The following is a 20,420-nucleotide window of genomic DNA, read 5'->3' as shown; positions in this document are numbered from 1 at the left end:
TACAACGGAACATCTTATGCCAGTATCGTAGGGTGGGGCGTGTCAGGCAAGAAGGAATTCGCGCGATCGCCCGGCATGGGGCCGCGAGTGGCGCGAGACGAAGGGAAGGACGACGGTATGGACACCACGATGTTCTGCTTCCAATGCGAGCAAACTGCCGGATGCGCCGGGTGCATGGGCGCGGCGGGTGTGTGCGGCAAGACGGCGGCCACAGCGCAGGTGCAAGACGAGTTGACCGGCGCACTTGTAGGTCTCGCACTCACGGTGCAGGCGGCGAAAGCGGTCGAAGGCGTGAAGGCGGCGGTGTGCGACGAGGCCGATAACGTGGCAATGGAAGGCCTGTTCGCCACGCTCACCAACGTCGATTTCGATGATGCGTCGCTGCGTGCGCTCACAGCTCGAGCGCACGCCGAGCGCGACCGCATCGCCGCCGCGCTCGGCGTGGAGGCCGCTTCCGACTACGATCTGGCCCTCCTGTGGAACGCGCCGGAGGATGTGCGCTCGCTTAAGTCGCTCGTGCTGTTCGGCTTGCGCGGCGTAGCCGCCTATGCCTACCACGCGGCCGTGCTCGGCTACCGCGACGAGGCGGTGTCGGCCTTCCTTCACCAGGGTTTGGCTTCGCTCGCCGACAACGAGGCCGGCGCGGACGAGCTGCTGCCGCTCGCGCTGCGCGTGGGCGAGGTGAACCTGCGCTGCATGGAGATGCTCGACCAGGCCAACACCGAGACGTTCGGCACGCCCGAGCCCACACAGGTGGCGCGCACGATCGAGCCGGGGCCGTTCATCGTGGTGTCTGGGCACGACCTGCTGGATCTCAAGCTCGTGCTCGACCAGGCGGCGGGCCGCGGCGTGAACGTCTACACGCACGGCGAGCTGCTGCCCGCGCACGCCTATCCGCTGTTCAAGCAGTATCCGCACCTCAGAGGCAACCTGGGTACCGCGTGGCAGAACCAGCGCGAGGAATTCGCGAACCTGCCCGCGCCCATCCTGTTTACCACGAACTGCCTCATGCCGCCCGCTGCATCCTACGCCGATCGCGTGTTCACGACTGGTCCCGTGGCGTTCCCTGGTATGGCGCGCATCGACGCGAACAAGGACTTCGGCCCCGTCATCGAGAGCGCGCTGGAGCTGGGAGGGTTCGCCGAGCCGCGAGCCGTCGCGGCGGAAGAGGGGGCTTGGCTCACCACGGGTTTCGGGTATGGCGCCATCCTCGGCTCGGCAGACGCGGTGGTCGATGCCGTGAAGCAGGGCGCGATCAGCCATTTCTTCCTGGTGGGCGGCTGTGACGGCGCGCGGCCGGGCCGTGGCTACTTCCGCGACTTCGTGCGGCGGACACCCGCCGACAGCGTGGTGCTCACGCTGGCCTGCGGCAAGTTCCGCTTCAACGACCTGGACCTCGGCACGGTGGCCGGCCTGCCTCGTCTCATGGACATGGGGCAGTGCAACGACGCGTACGGCGCCATCCGCGTAGCCGTCGCGCTGGCCGACGCGTTCAAGTGCGGCGTGAACGACCTGCCGCTCACGCTCGTGCTGTCGTGGTACGAGCAGAAAGCCGTGAGCATCCTGCTCTCGCTGCTGAACTTGGGCATCAAGGGCATCTACCTGGGTCCGACGCTGCCCGCATTCGTGTCGCCCGGCGTGCTGGACGTGCTTGTCCGCGAGTTCGACGTGCGCCCCATCTCCACGCCCGAGGAAGACCTCGCCGTCATCTTGGCGTGAGCCGAAGGGGGAGTAGCGGGGTTGGGGGCGGGCGCTTGCGCCTGCCCCCTCCTCCCTCCTAGATGTCCACGCCCAGGAACTGCTTCACCAAGATGCCGATGACGAACGAGAGCGCGGCCACGCCCAGGCTGATGCCGGCCATCTGGCCGAAGCGCTTCTTGAACGGCAGGTCCTGCGCCACGGAGATGTAGTAGTTGAACACCACCAGGATCAGCAGCACGATGACGATCATGGTGGCCATGGCCCACAGGTAGTGCGCCTCGTCGAACAACAGGTACGGCAAGATGAGCAGCGCCACCGTCACCAGGTAGGCGATGCCGGTGTACGTGGCGGACTTGAAGGCGTCCTCGCGGCCCTCGCTCTTGGATGACAGGTACTCGCTCGACGCCATGGAAAGCGTCGCCGCAATGCCGGTGATCAGGCCTGACAGCGCGATCAGACGGGTATTCTGCATGGCCAGCGTGAGGCCCGCCAGCGTGCCCGTCATCTCCACCATGGCGTCGTTCATGCCCAGCACCATGCTGCCCACGTACGACAGGCGCTCCTCGTCGAGCATCGCCAGGAGCGCCTGCTCGTGCGCCTCCTCGTCGGCGCGGATGTCCAGCGCCTCGGGGGCCTCGCGCGCCAGCTCCTCGTAGGAGATCTGCGCCTTGGCCTCGCCCTTCTCCATGAGCTTGACGGCGAACGTGAAGCCGAACACGAGCGCGATCAGCGCGTAGCGGCGCACCTTGCCGGCCTGCGGGCGCATCTCCTCGCCGGTGTAGCGCTGCCAGATGGCGGCGTGCTTGGCCTCCTCGTCGGCGATGCGCAGAAGCGTGTCGCGGTTGCCCGCGTCCTTCGTGCGCCGGGCGATGCGGCGGTACACCTCGGCCTCCGTCACCTCGTTCTGCTGGAACGCGCGGATCTGCGCGAGGGCCGCGGGCGAGAGCCGCGCGGCATCGGGCTGGTTGTTGCTGGTCATGGTGCTCCCTCGTTGCCGGTACGTCGAATCAACAGCACAGTATATCCGATTCTGCCACCGCCGCAGCTCCGGCGTTCTCCCCCGCGGGATGCCTGCGCTATGCCCCGGATCCCGTCGCGGCTCGCCTCGCGCGCCGGTCGGCCAGCACCAGCCAGGCGAGCGCCGCGGCCATGAGCACGAGGCCTGCGGCGTCGAAGGCTATGAACCGGATGATGGAGGCTGCGAGCGCCGCATGGCCGACGGGGAGCGACAGCAGGATCCACGACTCGCCTGCCAAGCCCACGACCTGCTGCACGAGCACGACGGCGAACAGCGCGCGGAAGCGGCGCGGGTTCGCGATGACGGGGGGATAAGTGGCGTTCCACATGAGGAAGGCCACGCCCAGCCCGCGCACGGCGGCCGCGCCCGGAACGCCCGTCAGCTCGAACCCGCCCGCGAACGCCTCGGGCCACAGCACGAACGACGCGGCGCACTGCACGTTCACGGCGAACACGAGCGCTACCGCCACGCGCGCCGCAATGCCCGCTGCCCTCTGGCCGCGCGTCATGCGACGGTCGCCCATCTTCCGGTTGCCCGTCTCCTGGCTGCCCAGGCGTCGGTTGCCCATGTCGTGTATCCTTCCGTCACCGTGTCCGCAGCTTGCCGAGCTGTCTGCTGTCCGCCGCCTCCCGCAGGTCGAAGCTGCAGGCCGCACGCAGCTCGCCGATCTGCGTGCGCCTCCCGCCGCCCGGCCGTCGGCTCTCGCAAGCCGCAAGCTGCCTGCCGTTCGGCGTCGCTCGCTCCCGCTTCCGCAGGTTCGGCGCGTCAATGTCGCGCCGATCCGCCTCAGGTGTCAAAAAACGGTCGCTTTGGCAAGCGAAGCGGCGCCTGTCGACCGGTGTTTCGCTCATAGCGTTGCAGAAACCGCAGGTCACGTGTTCCCATGGAGACGATCACCGCAGTCTCCGTTTGCCAGAGCGACCGTTTTTTGACACTTGCGCGCAGATTACGCTTCAGGGATGGGTGGCCGCGCATGTTGCGAGCGACCCGCCAGCCGAGGCTCCACCCGTCGCGGGCTCGCTGCCACGGGCTGCCAAAGCGCCTGCACCGTGGAGTGTAGCGCATTCGACGCCGCGTGCGTTGACGAGGGGTATACTGCTTGCAGACCATCGGCTGAAAGGAAGCGTCCATGACCACCGAGCCCGAACTTGCGCCCGCGCCTATCGCGCCCATCGACCACCCGTGCTTTGACGATTTCGTGGCCACCATCGCCGCACTGCGCGCTCCGGACGGGTGCCCATGGGACCGCGCGCAGACGCATCGGAGCATCGCGCATAACATGATCGAGGAGGCCTACGAGGCGGTGGACGCCATCGAGTCCGGCGACACGGCGCACCTGCGCGAGGAGTTGGGCGACGTGCTGCTGCAGGTGGTGCTGCAAAGCCAGATAGCAGCCGATGCGGGCGCGTTCGACATCGACGACGTGTGCGCTGACGTGAACGCGAAGATGATCCGCCGCCATCCGCACGTGTTCGGCGAGGCGCGCGCGGACAACGCCTCCGAGGTGCTGGACCTGTGGGACCAGGTGAAGCTGGCCGAGCGCTCCTCCCAGAATGCGGCAGGCATCGTGCCGAGCGCCGGGGCTTCGGGCTCCGATGCGGCGGCAGGCGCCGGCGTAGCCGGCCAGGTCGCACAAAGTGAGGGCTTGCTCGACGGCGTGCCCACGAGCTTCCCCGCGCTCATGCAGGCGCAGAAGGTGTCGCGCAAGGCCGCGTCCGCCGGCTTCGAGTGGGATTCGCTCGACGATGTGTGGGAGAAGGTGCGCGAGGAGGTCGACGAGCTGCGCGCCGCCTACGCCGCCGCACCGAAGGCCGCGAACGGCAAGGTCGATGCCGGCGCGGCCGAAGGCGATTCCGCGGCGGCCGAGCAGGCGGCGGCCAGCGTGGAGGACGAGTTCGGCGACGTGCTGTTCTCGCTGGTCAACGTGGGTCGCCGCATGGGCATCGATGCAGAGAACGCGCTGCGCGCCACGTGCGGCAAGTTCCGCCGCCGCTGGTCGTTCATGGAGGGCGCGGCCTGGGCGCAGGGAACGACGGTCGAAGCGCTCGCTCCCGAAGAGCGCGAGGCCCTGTGGCAGCAGGCCAAGGACCGCGAGCGCGCGTAGCCTTGCGGGGTGTGGCTGCGGCGAACCCCGGCTGCACCTCGCGCCCGCCCTGCGCGTCCACCCGACCGCCTAAACGAATCTTTGCAGGCCGTGCGATGGCGCCAGGCTCCCGCAAGCGTTAAACTATACGTCCGACATCATATTTCGCTTGAGAAGGCGAGGAGGGCGATGCGACCTGCATGGGAACTTGGAATCGCAAAAGGCTCGTCGGTGCAAGAAGAAGACGCGGGGGGGGGGGCTCATCTCCGGTTTCTGACCACGACACGCTCTCCGGGCTGCTGAGCAGGAGCGGGTTCGACAAGCGGGTGCGCATGATCATCGACGGCCACCCGAACGAGTCGTACCTGCTCGTATACGGCGACATCGACCGCTTCAAGGTCTACAACGACCTGTTCGGCGCGCCGGCGGGCGACCGCCTGCTCGCAGACATCGGCGCCATGATCCGCGACCTCATGCCCGCCGGGGCGGCGGCTGCGCGCCTGCGGGCCGACCACTTCGTCTGCTGCTGCTCGCGTTCCTCGTTCGATCCCGACCGCATGCTCGCCGCGCTCGACGCCTGGTTCGCCTCCTATCGCGAGGACTTCACCTTCTTCGTGCGCCTGGGCATCTTCCCCATCGACGACCCCTCCCTCGACGTCAACCTCATGTGCGACCGCGCGCTGCTGGCCCTGCGCTCCGCGAAGAGCGGCTACGTGGGAAGCAAGTACGTGTTCTACGACGAGAAGCTGCGCTCGTCGGTGCTCAAGGAGCAGGAGCTCGCCGGCGAGATGATCGCGGCACTCGAAGGCGGCCAGTTCGTGCCGTACTTCCAGCCGCAGTACCGCTACGCCACGGGGCGCATGATAGGCGCCGAGGTGCTGGCGCGCTGGAACCATCCGGCCAAGGGGCTGCTGGGGCCGACGGAGTTCATCCCCGTGTTCGAGCGCAACGGCCTCGTTGCCACGTTCGACTACTATATGTGGGAGCAGGCGTGCCGCTGCCTGCGCATGTGGATCGACGGGCGGGGTATCGAGGGCGCGCCCCGGCTGTCCGTGAACCTGTCGCGTGCCGATATCTACCGGTCCGACCTCTGCACGTACTTGGAGGGCCTGATCGAACGTTACGACGTTCCTGCGGAGCTGCTGCACCTGGAGATCACCGAAAGCGCGTACATGGAAGCGCCCGAGCAGCTTATCGGCGCCGTCACGAAGCTGCGCGCCGCCGGATTCGTCGTGGAGATGGACGACTTCGGCAGCGGGTACTCGTCGCTCAACACGTTGAAGGACGTACCGGTTGACGTGCTGAAGCTGGATATGGGCTTCCTCGGCGCGAGCGCCAGCTCGCGGGGCGGGCTCATCCTCGCGTCGGTCGTGCGCATGGCGCGCTGGCTCGACCTGCCCCTCATCGCCGAGGGCGTGGAGACGAAGCAGCAGGCCGCTTACCTGGCCAGCGTCGGCTGCGACTACATGCAGGGCTACCTGTTCTCGAAGCCGGTCGACCGGGAGACGTTCGAGAAGCTGCTCGAAGGCACGGCTGTCGAGGACCTTGCGCACCCGTTTGCGGAAAGCCTGCAGGACGGGGCCGCGGAGTTTTGGGATGTCGACTCGCAGCTCTCCCTCATCTTCAACAGCTATGCAGGGCCAGCGGCCATTGCCGAGTACGATGGGGAGACGTGCGAGCTCATCCGCGTCAACGGCGAGTTTGCCCGCTTGCTCGATTTAGACGACGAAGCGGCGTCGGCGGAGCTTGTGCGCAAGAACTTCTTGGGCGTGCTGCAGGAGGAGGACCGCGCCGCATTGGAGGAGGCGCTGCGGGCGGCGAGCGAAGGCGATGCGGCGTGCGATCTGCGCTACCGCAGCGCTGCCGGCAAGGGCCGCTGGCTCCGGCTGCATTTGCGCCCGCTCTCGCGCACGGATAGCGTGATCAGCCTGTACGTGCTGGCGGAGGAGACGACCGAGGAGCAGGTTCTGCGCGACCGCCTGGCGGCCCCGCGTGATTCCATTCCCGGCGGCCTGCAGCGACTTCGCCGGCAGAACGAAGCCCGGCAGCAGCTGTACGACGCCATACCGTGTGGAATCGTGCGCTATACCGTGGGCGACGGCCAGCATATCGTCTCAATCAACAAGAAGGGCTGCGAGCTGCTGGGCTACCGTGACAGGGAGGAGTTCATCGCCTCATCGGGCGACAACGCGCTCATGCCCATCCATGAGGACGACGTGCCGCGCCACCGTGCGGGCATCGAGCGCTTGAGGAACGGCTCGAAGCCCCTCGACTTCGCGTACCGCTACTATCGCAGCGACGGTACCGTTGGCTGGCTTGAGGGGACGTCGGCATACGAGCTGGGCCCGGAGGGCGAACCGATGATCCAGAGCGCCTTCCTCGACGTGTCCGGTCGGCGCCGGAAAAGCCACGAGCTCGATCTGCAGCGTTTCACGGAGGTGCTGTGCTCGGTATACGACGAGATATTCGAGTTCGACCGCATGGACGACCGGTACCACGTGCTGTATTCCGCCCTGCACCCCGAATCGATCGGCGTCGCGCTTCCGCTAGAAGAGGCGCTCGGGCGGTGGATGGCGCACATTCCCGATGGCGTGGAGCGCGCCGGCCTGCGCAAAACCTTTGACGAATGCCGTGCGAACGTCAGCGGAAAGCCGTCTTCCTGCACGTACAAGCTGTCGAAAGGCGGCAACGCCACCTGGTGCCAGAGCACGTTCATCCGCGTGTCCGATACCTGCACGCTGTGCTGCAACAAGGATGTCACGGAGGGCCTGGCCACCGAGGATCGCAGGCGGGCGTGGCAGGACGAGCGCTACCGGCTGCTCACCGAGATGACGAACAAGATGAGCTTCGACTACGATTCCGACACCGACACGGTCCTGCTGTACATCGATCGTACGGGCGACGGCGTCGAAGCGCAGGTCATACCGCATTACTTGGAAAAGCTTGCCAGCGCGCGCAGCGGCGTGGTGCATCCCGACGATATGGACGACGTGCGCAGGATGTTCGAAGACGCCCGGGCCGGTGCTGCGGAGGTGAGCGCGAAGTATCGGGCGAACTACTACGGTCACGGCTACGCGTGGTACCGCGCGAACCTGTTCGTCGCGCACGACAATGCGGGCGCATGGCATCTCGTGGGCCTCATCGAGAACATCGAGGACGAACGCGACCTGCGCTACCGTGCCGAGAACGATGCCGCCACGGGGCTGAGCAACCATGCAACCACGCAAGACCTGGTGGCAGCGGCGCTTGCGAAGCCCGCCGTTCGCGAGCACAGCGTGTGCGTGGTGCTGGACATCGATGACTTCAAGGCGGTAAACGACAACTCCGGCCACATGGAGGGCGATGCGCTGCTGCGCAAAGTGGGCTCGGTGCTGCGCTCGAGCTTCCGCGAGAGCGACGTCATCGGCCGCGTAGGCGGCGACGAGTTCGTGCTGCTGCTGAAAGAAGTGGATATGGATGTGGTGCTGCGCAAGTTGAACCAGGTGCGAGCCCAGATATCTGCCACGACGGTGCCCGGGCTGGGCCACGCTCCCACCCTCAGCGTGGGCGTGTACGCCACCTGTTCCGACGACCGCACGTACCGCGATGTGTTCACCCGCGCCGACGAGGCCCTCTACCAGGCGAAGCGCGCCGGAAAGAACCGGGTCCAGGTTTACGGCTCCTAGCGTGCCTCCCGCTTCCTGCGGCTGCACCCTTAGCCCCGCTCCCGCTCGTTTTTCCGCCGAAACCCCTTGACCTTCGACTTGGTTCAGGCCGTAGGGTGAGGTCAGCTTTTCAAACCGCAAGGGGAAAGGGAGACTCATCATGGAGAAGCAGGACAACGGGGAGATCCGGGCGGACGAGGCCGGGCGGGAAGCCCACGAGGCCGTGCGCGCCGAGGGTACGCCGAGGCGCGGCATGGACCGCCGCAACTTCCTGAAGGGCGCGGCGCTGTCGGCGCTGGGCGTGGCGTCGGCGGGCGCGCTGGCGGCATGCGCGCCGCAGCAGAACGGCGGCAAGGCGGCGGACGCGTCCGACGGCGCGAAGGGCGGCGAGGACGAGCCGTTCAAGGCCGAGGAGACGGTGGATGCCGACGTGGTGGTGGTCGGCTGCGGCGCGGCCGGCTTCATGGCGGCGCTGCGCGCGTCGAAGGGCGGCGCGCACGTGGTGGTGCTGGAGAAGGGCGACAGCATGGCGGCCCCGAACGGCATCTACGTGTCCGGCCCGTTCGCCGTGGGCACCGACGTGCTGCAGAACAAGCCCGGCGGCACCACGCTCACCGTGGACGACGCGTTCTACCACGTCATGGAGTACTCGCACTGGACGCCGAACCCCGCGCTCATGCGCCGCTGCCTGGAGACGTCGGCCAGCGCCGTGGCCCAGCTCGAGGAGATCGGCTACACGTTCGAGGAGAAGAACTTCCGCTTCGAGACGCCGTTCATGGGTGAGAAGGGCGGCTTCCACGCCATCACGAACGCCTCCGACGAGCGCGCGAAGCTGTGGGAGCAGGCGCTGGCCGACCACAACGTGGACGTGCGGTTCTCCACGGCCCTCGTGTCGCTGGCTACCGCCGACGACGGCTCCGTGACCGGGGTGAACGCCGTCGAGAAGGACAAGAAGAACATCACGTTCAACGCCAGGGCGACCATCTTGGCGGCGGGCGGCTACCTGGGCAACCGCGATTTGCAGGAGCGCTTCCTGCACACGCGCAAGCTCAACGTGGCGCGTGGCGGCGACTCCATCTGCACGGGCGACACCATCCTCGCGGCCGAGAAGGCCGGCGCCGCGCTGGAGAAGACGTACGGCTACTGCCCCTGCGAGTACGGCGGCACGCACGCCGACGCGTCGCGTCCGGCCAAGCAGGACAAGTTCGACCAGAATACCGCGTTCAAGTTCGGCCTGTACGGCTGCCTCTTGGTGGACGCCGAGGGCAAGCGCTTCATCAACGAGGGCCTGCTGTGCGACTATCCCATGAGCTACGGTTCCGAGCAGATCCTCAAGAACTCGCCGTGGTACGCCGTGGTCGACCAGGCCTACGTGGACGCCATGAGCACGCAGGGCCTCTACAACTACACCACGGCGAAGGGCGCCACCGAGGACACGTGGTTCATCGGCAACTACTTCAAGGACCGCATCCTCGAGAACCTGCCCGCCGACATCGAGGAGGGCATCAAGGAAGGCTGGTGCTTCAAGGCCGACTCGCTGGAGGAGCTTGCCGAGCACTTCGGGCTTGACGAGCTGCCCCAGACGGTGGCGCGGTACAACGAGTTCTGCGACGCCGGCGCCGATGCCGAGTTCGGCGCGAACCCGTGGTACCTCTCGAAGGTGGCCACGCCGCCGTTCTACGTGACCGAGAACGAGCCGAGCGCCTGGAGCACGTTCGGCGGCGTGCGCATCGACGACTGCTGCCGCGTGCTGTCCGCCGAGACGAACGATCCCATCCCCGGCCTCTACGCTGCGGGTACCGACGCGGGCAGCCTATACTACTCGCCCTACTACGACATCCCCGGCTACTGCTACGGCCTGTGCATCGACTCCGGCTACATCGCCGCCGAGGAAGCCGTGGCTGCGCTCAAGGCGTAGGGTTTTACCAACTCCGAACGGCCCCGGCGGCGCACCCCCCCCCGCGCCGCCCGGGCCCTCTCCGACCGCCCCGCCGCCCTCCTCTCCCTCCAACGGCGGGGCAATCTTATTTCACCGGGGCGAACAGGGTCTCGATGTCGCTGCCGTTCCCGTCAAGGTTCAGAAACGACGGGAACAGGATAACGTCTCCCCGCAGCTCGTAGCCGTGGTCATCCAGGTAGACGAACAGATCTTCGAACGTCTCCTTGCGCACGCTCTCCGCCCGCGTCATGCGGCGCCGGAACCGCACGCATTTCCCCAGGCACAGGCGGTTCACGTGCGTGCGGTCGACCCCCTCCAGCCGGTGCTCTTCGCTCTCGGGCATGGCGATGACGTAGTTGGGGTCCACTGTGTCGCCCGGCGCGTCGAAGTCGCGCTTGGCGATGATGCGCGCGCAGCTGGTGATGCTGAGCAGGTTGTAGAACAGCGCGATCTCCCGCTCGTTTTCAACCGAAACGCCGAAGTCGCGTCCCACCGACGCGCTCACGTACAGCTGGTCGGGCGCGTCCACGAGCGTGAAGGCCGCCCGGCCGCCCCCGTCGACCAGCGCGAGCGCGCTTTCGATCTTCGCCAGCCGGTAGCGCAGCAGGTCGGCCTCGCGGCGCAGCTTCGCCTGCTGGTCCTCCAGAGAGCGCTTGAACTCCTCGGTGCCCTGCTCGGCATCCAGCATGGCCACGGCCTGCTCCACGGTGAACCCGTACTGCAGCAGCACGCGGAACGCGTTTGCGCGGAAGGCGTCCTCGGGCGAGAACACCCGGTAGCCGTTCTCCTCGCGGCGCGTGGCCAGCAGGCCGTGCTTCTCGTAAAACCTGATCTTCGACGGCGGCAGCCCCGTCATTGCCGCAAACTCCTTGATGCGGTACATGCGAACCCCTTCCTCGCGCCAGCGTGCCGGCGGTCGTTCTCTGCGTGCAGCATACCATCCGCCCCTCCTTCAGGCATCTGGTGATTTGCGCGAGATTGCGCGCGCAAACGCCGCCGCGCGAACCCTTCGCGCTATCATGGGCGCCGAGGAGAGCAACCTTTCGCCAAGGAGCAACAACATGCCAGACGCATCGCAGCAGCGGTCGGACCAGCGGCTCGCCGTGGGGGAGAAGAAGGAACAGCCGCAGGAGCGCCCCCCGTTCAGCGTGACCGACGACCTGCGCGAGCCCATCGACGAGCTGACCCGCCTCAAGGACATGGAGGCGAAGACGCGCGAGATCATCCAGAAGTACCAGGCCGCCATGCGCGAGATGGAGGTGCGCTTCGAGATCCTCGACCAGGACCTCAACCTCAAGAAGCACCGCAACCCCATCCACCACGTGGAATCGCGCATCAAGAAGCCGGCGAGCATCTTCGAGAAGCTGGGCCGCTACGGTAAGGAGCCCACGCTCGAGAACATGGAGCGCTACATCATGGACATCGCGGGCGTGCGCGTGATCTGCTCGTACATCCACGACGTGTACAACCTGCTGGAGCTTTTGCGCAAGCAGGACGACCTCACCATCGTCACGGTGAAGGACTACATCGCCAACCCCAAGCCCAACGGCTACCGCAGCCTGCACGTCATCGTGCGCATCCCCGTGTACTTCCTTGACAACAAGGAGCTCATCCCCGTGGAGGTGCAGCTGCGCACCATTGCCATGGACTTCTGGGCCAGCCTCGAGCACGACCTGAAGTACAAGGCCGTGAGCGAGGTGGAGGGCATCGACTCCTACGACGAGCTGAAGGACTGCAGCCGCATCATCGAGGACGTGGAGGCCCGCATGCAGATTCTCGCCGGCGCCCTCGAGGTGGACGACTAGCAGGCGCCGCAGCCGCCCGCGCTCGCACGCCCGAACGCACCCTCCCGACGTTCGCGCTCGCTTGCCCCCAGAACGCTTTCGCGCGCCTCCCCCCATAACGCGAACAGACCCCGCATCGCAGGGCCTGTTCGCGAAAGAAAAGGGGAGGCTAGTTGTCGAAGTTCTCCGAGAAGCGCGCGATCTGGGCGTTCTCCTTGAGCACGGCCACGCTCTGCGGCTGCTCGATGCGGCGGAAGAAGAAGCGCAGGTAGTGCGCCAGCACGTAGGCCACCATGATCGTGGCCAGCGCAACCTCCACGTAGAACACCACGTCGAAGGCGAAGGGAAGCGCCACGCCGTTCGCCCGGAAAAACGCCGTGCCCTGGCCGAGCGCCGTGGCCGTTATGACGAAGGGGAACGTCATGGCCGCGTAGCTGGGGTAGAACTTCAGGCGCAACAGGCGCGGCAGGCGGGAGAGCACCACCAGGAACAGCACCTGGGCCAGCGCCATCATCACGCCCACGAACAGGGCGTTCGGCGCGTCCGTCACGGCCAGGTAGCCCACGATGGACAGGCTCATGGGGGCGGTGTAGATGCAGAACAGCGGGCGCGCGCCCTCGGGCACCTCGTGCTTGGCGTAGCGGTACGTCACCAGCACCAGCAGCGCCGCGTAGCACGCGAAGCCGAACCAGAAGATTACCTGGCCCAGGGCCTGCATCCCGAACGCGGGCGACGTGACCGAGGCCACCACGATGCCCACGTAGCAGATGAAGTAGGTGGGGAACACCTCGTGCAGCTTGAACGGGCGGAAGAAGCGCACCGTGAACCACACGATGAGCGCCAGGTGCGCCATCGTGGCCGCCACCCAGAGCGCGAACGCGGGGCCGAAGGCCAGCGGCGCCAGGTAGTTGGAGAACTGCATGAGCGTCATGAACACGGTGCCGCTCACGCTGGCCATGATGGAGTTATGCAGGTCGTCGCGGATAAGCTGGGGAAACATGACCGCCTTCGCCGCCAGCAGCACGATGAGGAACAGCGCGACGGCGCCGCAGAGGATATGGATGCCCTCGTAGGCCGGCTGCAGCAGGTTGCCCAGCGCCGTGAGGGCAAGGGCGACGCCCGCCGTGGGAATGGGTACTTTCTCTATGATGTCGCGCATGGTCACGTGCCTTTCAATGCCGTCCTTAGATTTGCTTAGACGCATTCTGGCATGCTCCCATCAAAAAGAAAAATTATATATCGTTATGCGTTGATAACTATATATAATAGATTGTCGTTCGCTCGGCGATTCTGCACCGTAAAAGGGCAGGTGATGTGCGCCGTTGTAATGCCGACGATACCGCGCCCGTCATGCGAGCACAAGCAACGAAAGGATTACCATGCAAGATTTCCGCATGAGCACGTTCTTGAGCGTGTGCCGAACGTTGAACTATACCCGGTCGGCGGCGGAGCTCAATATCACGCAACCCGTCGTGTCGCAGCACATCGCTTATCTGGAGAAGGCGTACGGCGCAAAGCTGCTTTCCTACCGCGGCAAGAAGCTCGCGCTCACGCCGGCAGGCGAGCTGCTGCGCGACGCCGCGGCTACCATGGCGCACGACGAGGCCACGCTGCGCGACGCCATCGCCGCGTTGGCTGGGCCGCGCCGCCGCCTGCGGCTGGGCATGACGCTCACCGCCGGCGAGTACGTGCTGGCGGAGCCGCTGGCGCACTACCTGGTGGGCCATCCCGAGGTGCAGGTGCGCATCGCCTCGTCCGACACCGAGCGCTTGCTGGCGCAGCTGCATGCCGGCGAGATCGATTGCGCGCTCGTGGAGGGGTTTTTCGACAAGAGCGCCTATGACTGGCGCGTGTTCGCCACCGAGCATCTCATGGCGGTCTGCGCCCCCGACGCGCCGCTTGCCGGCGTGAAGGAGCCCCAGCACTTCGAGGACCTGCTCGACCAGCATATCCTGGTGCGGGAGCGCGGCTCCGGCACGCGCGCCGTGCTCGAGCACGCCCTGGCCGCCCGGAACCTTTCGGTGGACAGCTTCGCGCGGGCGACGGAAGTGGAGAGCGTCAACATCATAAAGCAGTTCGCTGCCAGCGGCTACGGCATCGCCTTCCTCTACGGCGCCGCCGTGGTCTGCGAGCTCGAAGCCGGCACGCTCGCGCGCATCCCGTTGGCAGGCCACCTCATCGAGCACGACATCACGTTCATCCGCCCCAAGGGCAGCGTGTTCGGAGACGAGTACGCCCGCCTGTTCGACGACCTGCGCTCGGTGTGAGGCCGCGAGCATCCTGCGCGAAATTTCCGCTTGACTTCGAGTGCGCTCCAAGTTCTATGATGGTTGGGCAATCCTGACGAGAGGAGACCCCCATGAGGCCCGATTTGGAATCCACGCCGAAGCTCGGCTTCGGCTGCATGCGCTTGCCGCTGCTGGACCCCGCCGACCAGCAGAGCATCGACCTTGCGCAGCTCGAGCAGATGGTGGACGCGTTCCTGGAAGGCGGCGGCACGTACTTCGACACGGCGTTCGTCTACCACGAGGGCGCTTCGGAGAAAGCGCTCGGTCAGGCGCTCGTGGCGCGGCATCCGCGCGAGTCGTTCACCATCGCGACGAAGTGCCTGGCGTGGGCCATCGGCAGCGCCGAGGAGGCGAAGTCCAACCTGGGCACGTCGCTTGAGCGCCTGGGCACCGACTACATCGACTTCTACCTGCTGCACAACGTGGGCGGCCCGCGCACGGCCAAGTTCGACGAGTACGGCATGTGGGACTTCGTGCGCGAGCAGAAGGCGGCCGGCCGCATTCGCAACTGGGGCTTCTCCATGCACGACGGCCCCGAGGCGCTCGACGCGCTGCTCGAGGCGCACCCCGACGCCGACTTCGTGCAGCTGCAGGTGAACTATCTGGATTGGGAGAACCCGGTCACGCGGTCGCGCGCCTGCATGGAAGTGGCCGCCAAGCACGGCGTGCCCGTGGTGGTCATGGAGCCCGCGCGCGGCGGGCGGCTGGCCGAGTTGCCCGAGCAGGTGGCCGCGCCGCTTTTGGCGTGCCGCCCCGACCTGAGCATGGCTTCATGGGCGTACCGCTTCTGCTACAACCTCCCGAACGTGCTCACGGTGCTCTCGGGCATGTCCACGATCGAGCAAACGCGCCAGAACGTGGCCGAGTTCCGGGCGAGCGCGCCGTTCTCGCCCGAGGAGGAGCGCGCGCTGGCCGAAGCGCGCGAGATGCTTGAGAAGCTGGCCGCCGTGCCCTGCACGAACTGCCGCTACTGCGTGAAGGACTGCCCGCAGGGCGTGGCCATCCCCGAGATCATGAGCCTGCTGAACCTCGAGCTCATGACCGGCAACCGCGCCTTCGCGAAGGGCCTCTACTCGTGGCAGGCCGTGAAGCCGGCCTCGGAGTGCATCGCCTGCGGCGCGTGCGAGGCCATGTGCCCCCAGAGCATCGACATCGTCCGTCAGCTGGAAACGGCAGCCGAGCACTTCGAGTAGGACAGGGCGGTCCGTCTAATCGAATACCGTACGCGAAAAAGCTCTCATCTATTGAGAGCTTTTTCGAGCAATTAAAGCACGGGGAATGTTTGCTAGAATGCCACTTGTGCCGGCATAGTCCCGAGCGGGCGGCGCTTCCCGAGAGAGGGGAGGTGATCGCCTATGAGCATCGAATGCGCTCTTGAAATCCTGTACGCCGCCGCAGCGGTGGCGACGATAGCCGGGTTCGTTCTGGCTGTCTGGGAACATAAGCGGAGGGATGACGTGGGAGGAGGGGGAGACCCCGAGCGCAAAAAAGATCGGCGCTAGCTGGAACTAGTCGCCGATCTGGGTAAACCCGCGCCGCCCGTGTAGCAACACCTCTAACGAGGTTGGAACGGGCTTTGCCGGTGCTCCTGCATTATAGCACGCATGGCGGGACGCGCAACGCCGTGCAAGTTTGCTCCATCTTCAAAAGTTTCATGAGCGGCAATCCCCTCTGTCACGGAATCGGTGCTCTTTACGCTGCCCTTTCCTCATCCTGATCCCGTCTTTGCCTGATCTTGGGAGCATCTTTACGTGCGCCTGAACCCGCTTTTACCTGCCTTTCGTAGCATGGTCTGCAACGCGCCGAGCAATCGGCGGCGCGGCAACGAGACAACACTCCGGCGCTAAGGCCGGGAATGCGAAAGGATGGGTCGAATGGCAGACGGGTACCTGAGCAGGCGGCAGTTCGTGGCCGGCGGAGCGGCTGTGGCATTGGCGGGCATGTTCGGCGTGATGACGGGCTGCACGGCCGGGGGGTCGGGCGCGGCGGCGGGCGCGGCCGACCCGCAGTCCGGCAACGGCGGCGGCGCGGGCGACGGCTCGTCCGAGCCGATCACGTTCGTGTGGCTGCCGGACAACTCCTCGTCGGACATGACGTCGTCGCGCGAGGCCATCGGCGCAGCCATCCTGGCGGCCTGCGGGCGCAAGGCCGAGCTTCTGACCACCACCGACTACAACGTGGCCATCGAGGCCATCGCCTCGGGCAAGGCGCAGATGGCGCTCCTCGGCCCCGAGGGCTACGTGCAGGCCAACAAGAAGAACTCCGCCGTGCAGGCGGCGTTCACGAACAGCGACGAGGACGGCGGCCTGGACGGGGCGTGCTACTACAGCCGCATCTGCGTGCGCACCGAGGACGCCGACGCGTACAAGAGCGGCAGCGGCTACTCCATCGAGGGCATCAAGGGCGGGTCGTTCTCGTTCGTGTCCGCCACCTCCACGTCGGGTTTCAAGGTGCCTTCGAGCGGCATCGTGGAGGAGTTCGACCTGGACAGTTCCGACGTGCTCTTGGAGGCGGGCGGCTTCTTCAGCGAGGTGTTGTTCGGCAACTCGCACGTGGGCTCGGTGGTGAACCTGCTCTCGGGCGACGCCGACGCTGCCGCGTTCGACGACGTCGACGTGGACATGTACCTGGACCTCGTGTCCGGCGAGCCCAACAGCGTGGGCGCGGTGTACCAGGCCAAGGCCGACGCCGAGGCGCCCATGGACACCGTGCGCGGCAAGCAGTTCACCATCATCGCCGTCACGCCGGTGCTGAACTCGCCTTTCTGCTTCAACGAGGACGCCATTTCCGAGGAGGACCGCACGAAGATCGTCGACCACTTCTGCTCGGACGCGGTGGCCAACGACCCGGCCATCTTCGTCGATCCCGAGGATGAGAACGCGAAGGGCCTGTTCGAAAAGGATTCCGACAAGACGTGCTTCGTGAAGACCGACGACGCGTGGTACGAGCCCATCCGCAAGCTGGGCGGGGCCGCGTGATGGCCGAGCCTCTGCTGGCGGTGCGGGGCCTGACGAAGAGCTACGACGGCTGGTCGAAGGCGCTTGACGGCGTGTCGATGGAGGTGGCGCGCGGCGAGTTCGTGTCCATCATCGGCTCGTCGGGCGCGGGCAAGTCCACGCTGCTGCGCTGTGCGAACCGCCTCGTCGATCCCACCCAGGGTACGGTGGCGTTCGACGGCTGCGACGTCACGCGCGTGAAGGGCCGCGAGCTGCGCCAGGTGCGCCGCCGCATCAGCATGATCTTCCAGCACTACAACCTGGTGTACCGCGCCACGTCCATCGAGAACGTGCTGCAGGGCCGCCTGGGCTACAAGTCCACGGCGGCCGGCGCGCTCGGGCTGTTCTCGGAGGACGAGAAGCGCCGTGCGTTCGAGGCGCTCGACCAGGTGGGCCTGGCCGACTTCGCCTACACGCGCACCGACCAGCTGTCCGGCGGGCAGAAGCAGCGCGTGGGCATCGCCCGGGCGCTCGTGCAGGACCCGTTGCTCATGCTGGCCGACGAGCCCATCGCCAGCCTCGACCCGAAGTCGTCGCGCACGGTCATGGAGCACCTGCGCTGGGCGGCCGACGAGCTGGGCATCGCGTGCCTCGTGAACCTGCACCAGGTGGATTTCGCGTTGGAGTTCTCCGATCGCATCGTGGCGCTCAAGAGGGGCCGGCTCGTGTTCGACGGATCGCCGTCCCAGCTCGACGAGGCCGCCATCGCCGCTATCTACGAGACGGATGAGGGCGATGGCGAAGGGGTTGGCGGCGACGCGGGCGGTGCAGGTGGTGCGGGGGCTGCGGGCGCACCGGCATCGGGCGGTCCCGGCGATATCACTGGCGCCGCGCCCGTGGCGGGAGAGGCCGCATGATGGAGCGCACATTGCGGCCGTCGGGCCTGATCGCTGGCTTGCGCGGTGGAAAGGCCCAGCGGCGCGGCCAATACGACGCGTCCTTCTTCGTCCGCCGCACCGCGTCCCTCGTAGTTGCGGCGCTCGTGTTCGTGGCGCTCGGCGCGCTGTCGGGCACGTACGTCGGATTCGATTTCGTGCAGGCAATCCTCGACGTCCCGGGCGGGTTCGCGTGGATGGCCGCCCAATTCGCCCCCTCCCTCCCTTCCCTTGGCAAATTGGGCACCATCCTTCCCGCCTTGGGTTCGACGATCCTCGCCTCCATCGCTTCCAGCTGCACGGCGGCGGTGTTGGCCTATATAGTCGCAGTGCTCGGTTCGCGTACGGTGGGGGTGGGGGGACCCGTTCCCCTCATCGTGCGCGGCATCGCGTCGCTCTTCCGCAATATCCCGGTGGTGGCCTGGGCTTTCATTTTGCTGTTCTCGTTCAAGCAGAGCGAGTTCACCGGGTTCTTCGCCCTGTTCCTCACCAGCTTCGGCTACCTGACGCGCTGCTTCCTGGAAAGCATCGACGAGATGGGCTCCGGGCCGGTGGAGGCGCTGCGGGCGGCGGGCGCCACGTACGGCCAGATCGTGGTGCAGGCCGTCATTCCGATGAGCATCACGTCGGTGGTCAGCTGGGTGCTCTACATGATTGAGACGAACATCCGCGACGCCACCCTCATCGGCCTGCTCACCGGCACGGGTATCGGTTTCGTGTTCGACGTGTACTACAAGAGCTTCCGCCACGACGTGGCCGGCTTGGTGATACTCGTCATCATCCTGGCCGTGGTGGCGTGCGAGCTCGCCTCGAACTTCGTGAGGAGGAAGATCCTGTGACGGGCTGTGCAGACAAGATCGCGGCCGAAGCCGCCGCGGCCTCCCTGGCGGAGGAGGTGGGCGCGACGCGCAGTATGCCGGCCGACGAGCGCGGCGTCGGCGCTGGCGCGGGTGTCGCGCCGATGCGGGCGAACGGTGCGCGTCTGACCCGGTCGGGCAAGATCAAGGTGCGGGTGCCCAACCCGTCGAACGTGGCGCTGTTCGCCGTGCTGGCCGCTTTGGCGCTGGTGACGGCGTTCGCGCTGGCCACGATGGACTACGGGAAGGTGGCGTTCCCCGCGGCGATGGCGGCCGCGGTGGACGATTTCCTCACCATGATGCTGCAGCCGGGCCTCGGCGGGCACTTCACGCTGCCCGACGTGGTGGAGGGCCTGTTCGTCTCGCTGGCGCTGGCGCTGCTCACCACGTTCATCGGGGCGGCGATCGCCTTCGTGCTGGGGCTTCTGGCCGCGTCCAACCTGTCGAACCGCGCCGCGAGCAACGCCATCAAGGTGCTCATGAGCGTGGCGCGCGCCGTGCCCACCATCCTGTGGGTGCTCGTGTTCAGCGTGGCCATCGGGCTGGGGCCGGAGGCGGCCGTCATCGGCCTGCTGTTCCACAGCGTGGCGTACCTGGTGAAGGCGTACTCGGAGAGCTTCGAGGAAGTCGACGCCGGCGTGATCGAGGCACTGCGCGCCAGCGGCGCGTCGTGGTGGCAGGTGGTGTTCCAGGGCGTGGTGCCCGAGAAGGTGAACGAGATGCTGTCGTGGACGTTCATCCGCTTCGAGATCAACTTCGTGAACGCCGTGGCCGTGGGCGCCGTGGCGGGCGCGGGCGGCATCGGCTACCAGCTGTTCCTGGCGGGGAGCTTCTACTACAACATCCACGAGGTGGGGCTGATCGTGTACTTGTGCCTTGCGGTGGCCGTGGTGCTGGAAGTGGCGGCGACGAAGCTGCGGAAACGGTACTTGGTGCAGCGGTAGGTTCCACCTGCGGCGGGGCCTCGGGCAGCGCCCAGTCGCTCGGCAGTCCTGGCTCGCACGAAACGTCCACTGGACGTTTCGGCTCGTGCGGAACTCGCTTGGTGGGCGCTACCCGAGGCCCTTCGAGTCGATGGCCTACTGCTCACGCGGGCGTTTCCGCAGATTAGCGGCTGCACGTTATGAGGGGACTGTGGATGACAGGGGGACGTGACAGGGGGAGACCGTGACAGGGGGAGACCGTGACAGGGGGACGGTTCTCTTGTCGTTGGGGAAAGAGAAGTCGGTTTTGAG

At 66.6% G+C, this 20,420-nt stretch carries 16 protein-coding genes; 12 read left to right on the top strand and 4 right to left on the bottom strand.

The features are described from left to right. The first annotated feature begins 117 nt into the window (after window positions 1–117). On the top strand, window positions 118–1,719 hold the full coding sequence (gene hcp / locus K9U15_RS00660; RefSeq protein ID WP_301155425.1) for a hydroxylamine reductase: 1,602 nt from the start codon (window positions 118–120) through the stop codon (window positions 1,717–1,719). 58 nt (window positions 1,720–1,777) lie between these two features. On the opposite strand, the gene K9U15_RS00655 is transcribed toward hcp, so the two are convergent. Both K9U15_RS00655 and K9U15_RS00650 read right to left on the bottom strand, forming a co-directional pair. Further along, window positions 1,778–2,680 carry a VIT1/CCC1 transporter family protein gene (locus tag K9U15_RS00655; protein WP_096227639.1) on the bottom strand — a complete coding sequence of 301 codons (903 nt, stop codon included), beginning with the start codon at window positions 2,678–2,680 and terminating at the stop codon, window positions 1,778–1,780. A 97-nt stretch (window positions 2,681–2,777) separates the two neighbouring features. Beyond that, the gene (locus K9U15_RS00650; protein WP_241557623.1) at window positions 2,778–3,287 is read right to left on the bottom strand and encodes a hypothetical protein; all 510 of its coding nucleotides are present in this window, start codon (window positions 3,285–3,287) and stop codon (window positions 2,778–2,780) included. Window positions 3,288–3,848: 561 nt separating this feature from the next. Between K9U15_RS00650 and mazG the strand changes: the two genes are divergently transcribed. The 3 genes from mazG (at window position 3,849) to K9U15_RS00635 (ending at window position 10,364) form a co-directional block, all read left to right on the top strand. Then, on the top strand, window positions 3,849–4,823 hold the full coding sequence (mazG, locus tag K9U15_RS00645; protein ID WP_096227640.1) for a nucleoside triphosphate pyrophosphohydrolase: 975 nt from the start codon (window positions 3,849–3,851) through the stop codon (window positions 4,821–4,823). Window positions 4,824–5,134: 311 nt separating this feature from the next. Then, window positions 5,135–8,467: an EAL domain-containing protein gene (locus K9U15_RS00640; protein ID WP_301155424.1), complete on the top strand. Its 3,333-nt coding sequence runs from the start codon at window positions 5,135–5,137 to the stop codon at window positions 8,465–8,467. A 139-nt stretch (window positions 8,468–8,606) separates the two neighbouring features. Continuing rightward, window positions 8,607–10,364 (top strand): FAD-binding protein, encoded by a 1,758-nt coding sequence (locus tag K9U15_RS00635; RefSeq protein WP_123673115.1) that lies wholly within the window; start codon window positions 8,607–8,609, stop codon window positions 10,362–10,364. Between the two features lie 106 nt (window positions 10,365–10,470). Here K9U15_RS00635 and K9U15_RS00630 read toward each other — a convergent pair whose 3' ends face one another. Continuing rightward, window positions 10,471–11,268: a MerR family transcriptional regulator gene (locus K9U15_RS00630; RefSeq protein ID WP_123673117.1), complete on the bottom strand. Its 798-nt coding sequence runs from the start codon at window positions 11,266–11,268 to the stop codon at window positions 10,471–10,473. A gap of 178 nt (window positions 11,269–11,446) precedes the next feature. Here K9U15_RS00630 and K9U15_RS00625 point away from each other — a divergent pair, with 178 nt between their 5' ends. Further along, window positions 11,447–12,190 carry a GTP pyrophosphokinase family protein gene (locus K9U15_RS00625; protein ID WP_087191704.1) on the top strand — a complete coding sequence of 248 codons (744 nt, stop codon included), beginning with the start codon at window positions 11,447–11,449 and terminating at the stop codon, window positions 12,188–12,190. 148 nt (window positions 12,191–12,338) lie between these two features. On the opposite strand, the gene K9U15_RS00620 is transcribed toward K9U15_RS00625, so the two are convergent. Further along, the gene (locus tag K9U15_RS00620) at window positions 12,339–13,328 is read right to left on the bottom strand and encodes a TDT family transporter (RefSeq protein WP_096227644.1); all 990 of its coding nucleotides are present in this window, start codon (window positions 13,326–13,328) and stop codon (window positions 12,339–12,341) included. 220 nt (window positions 13,329–13,548) lie between these two features. On the opposite strand from K9U15_RS00620, the gene K9U15_RS00615 reads away from it, so the two are divergent. The 7 genes from K9U15_RS00615 (at window position 13,549) to K9U15_RS00585 (ending at window position 20,129) form a co-directional block, all read left to right on the top strand. Next, window positions 13,549–14,436 (top strand): LysR family transcriptional regulator, encoded by an 888-nt coding sequence (locus tag K9U15_RS00615; RefSeq protein WP_301155423.1) that lies wholly within the window; start codon window positions 13,549–13,551, stop codon window positions 14,434–14,436. A gap of 92 nt (window positions 14,437–14,528) precedes the next feature. Beyond that, window positions 14,529–15,650, top strand: a complete 1,122-nt coding sequence (locus tag K9U15_RS00610; RefSeq protein WP_301155422.1) for an aldo/keto reductase — start codon at window positions 14,529–14,531, stop codon at window positions 15,648–15,650. 162 nt (window positions 15,651–15,812) lie between these two features. Beyond that, complete coding sequence (locus tag K9U15_RS00605; RefSeq protein WP_170163332.1) at window positions 15,813–15,959, top strand: hypothetical protein; 147 nt, start codon at window positions 15,813–15,815, stop codon at window positions 15,957–15,959. A 372-nt stretch (window positions 15,960–16,331) separates the two neighbouring features. Next, the gene (locus K9U15_RS00600) at window positions 16,332–17,435 is read left to right on the top strand and encodes a phosphate/phosphite/phosphonate ABC transporter substrate-binding protein (protein WP_096227647.1); all 1,104 of its coding nucleotides are present in this window, start codon (window positions 16,332–16,334) and stop codon (window positions 17,433–17,435) included. After that, a complete protein-coding gene (phnC, locus tag K9U15_RS00595) occupies window positions 17,435–18,310 on the top strand; it encodes a phosphonate ABC transporter ATP-binding protein (protein ID WP_227115131.1) in 876 nt (291 codons plus the stop codon). Before K9U15_RS00600 ends, phnC begins: the two co-directional genes overlap by 1 nt. Then, window positions 18,307–19,167: a phosphate/phosphonate ABC transporter permease gene (locus K9U15_RS00590; protein ID WP_096227648.1), complete on the top strand. Its 861-nt coding sequence runs from the start codon at window positions 18,307–18,309 to the stop codon at window positions 19,165–19,167. Before phnC ends, K9U15_RS00590 begins: the two co-directional genes overlap by 4 nt. After that, window positions 19,164–20,129: an ABC transporter permease gene (locus tag K9U15_RS00585; protein ID WP_096227649.1), complete on the top strand. Its 966-nt coding sequence runs from the start codon at window positions 19,164–19,166 to the stop codon at window positions 20,127–20,129. Before K9U15_RS00590 ends, K9U15_RS00585 begins: the two co-directional genes overlap by 4 nt. Window positions 20,130–20,420 lie beyond the last annotated feature (291 nt).

It is taken from the genome of Gordonibacter sp. RACS_AR68 (genome assembly GCF_030418485.1).
Lineage (GTDB): Bacteria > Actinomycetota > Coriobacteriia > Coriobacteriales > Eggerthellaceae > Gordonibacter > Gordonibacter urolithinfaciens.
The sequence above is the reverse complement of the archived record's forward strand: the minus strand, read 5'-3'. Positions and strand labels throughout refer to the sequence as shown.

Coding starts and splice junctions, on each gene's coding strand:
- K9U15_RS00640 (WP_301155424.1), top strand. CDS start 5,135: ATGATCATCGACGGCCACCCGAACGAGTCGTACCTGCTCGTATACGGC.
- K9U15_RS00655 (WP_096227639.1), bottom strand. CDS start 2,680: ATGACCAGCAACAACCAGCCCGATGCCGCGCGGCTCTCGCCCGCGGCC.
- K9U15_RS00620 (WP_096227644.1), bottom strand. CDS start 13,328: ATGCGCGACATCATAGAGAAAGTACCCATTCCCACGGCGGGCGTCGCC.
- K9U15_RS00605 (WP_170163332.1), top strand. CDS start 15,813: ATGAGCATCGAATGCGCTCTTGAAATCCTGTACGCCGCCGCAGCGGTG.
- K9U15_RS00630 (WP_123673117.1), bottom strand. CDS start 11,268: ATGTACCGCATCAAGGAGTTTGCGGCAATGACGGGGCTGCCGCCGTCG.
- K9U15_RS00615 (WP_301155423.1), top strand. CDS start 13,549: ATGCAAGATTTCCGCATGAGCACGTTCTTGAGCGTGTGCCGAACGTTG.
- K9U15_RS00625 (WP_087191704.1), top strand. CDS start 11,447: ATGCCAGACGCATCGCAGCAGCGGTCGGACCAGCGGCTCGCCGTGGGG.
- K9U15_RS00600 (WP_096227647.1), top strand. CDS start 16,332: ATGGCAGACGGGTACCTGAGCAGGCGGCAGTTCGTGGCCGGCGGAGCG.
- K9U15_RS00610 (WP_301155422.1), top strand. CDS start 14,529: ATGAGGCCCGATTTGGAATCCACGCCGAAGCTCGGCTTCGGCTGCATG.
- mazG (WP_096227640.1), top strand. CDS start 3,849: ATGACCACCGAGCCCGAACTTGCGCCCGCGCCTATCGCGCCCATCGAC.
- hcp (WP_301155425.1), top strand. CDS start 118: ATGGACACCACGATGTTCTGCTTCCAATGCGAGCAAACTGCCGGATGC.
- K9U15_RS00590 (WP_096227648.1), top strand. CDS start 18,307: ATGATGGAGCGCACATTGCGGCCGTCGGGCCTGATCGCTGGCTTGCGC.
- phnC (WP_227115131.1), top strand. CDS start 17,435: ATGGCCGAGCCTCTGCTGGCGGTGCGGGGCCTGACGAAGAGCTACGAC.
- K9U15_RS00650 (WP_241557623.1), bottom strand. CDS start 3,287: ATGGGCAACCGACGCCTGGGCAGCCAGGAGACGGGCAACCGGAAGATG.
- K9U15_RS00635 (WP_123673115.1), top strand. CDS start 8,607: ATGGAGAAGCAGGACAACGGGGAGATCCGGGCGGACGAGGCCGGGCGG.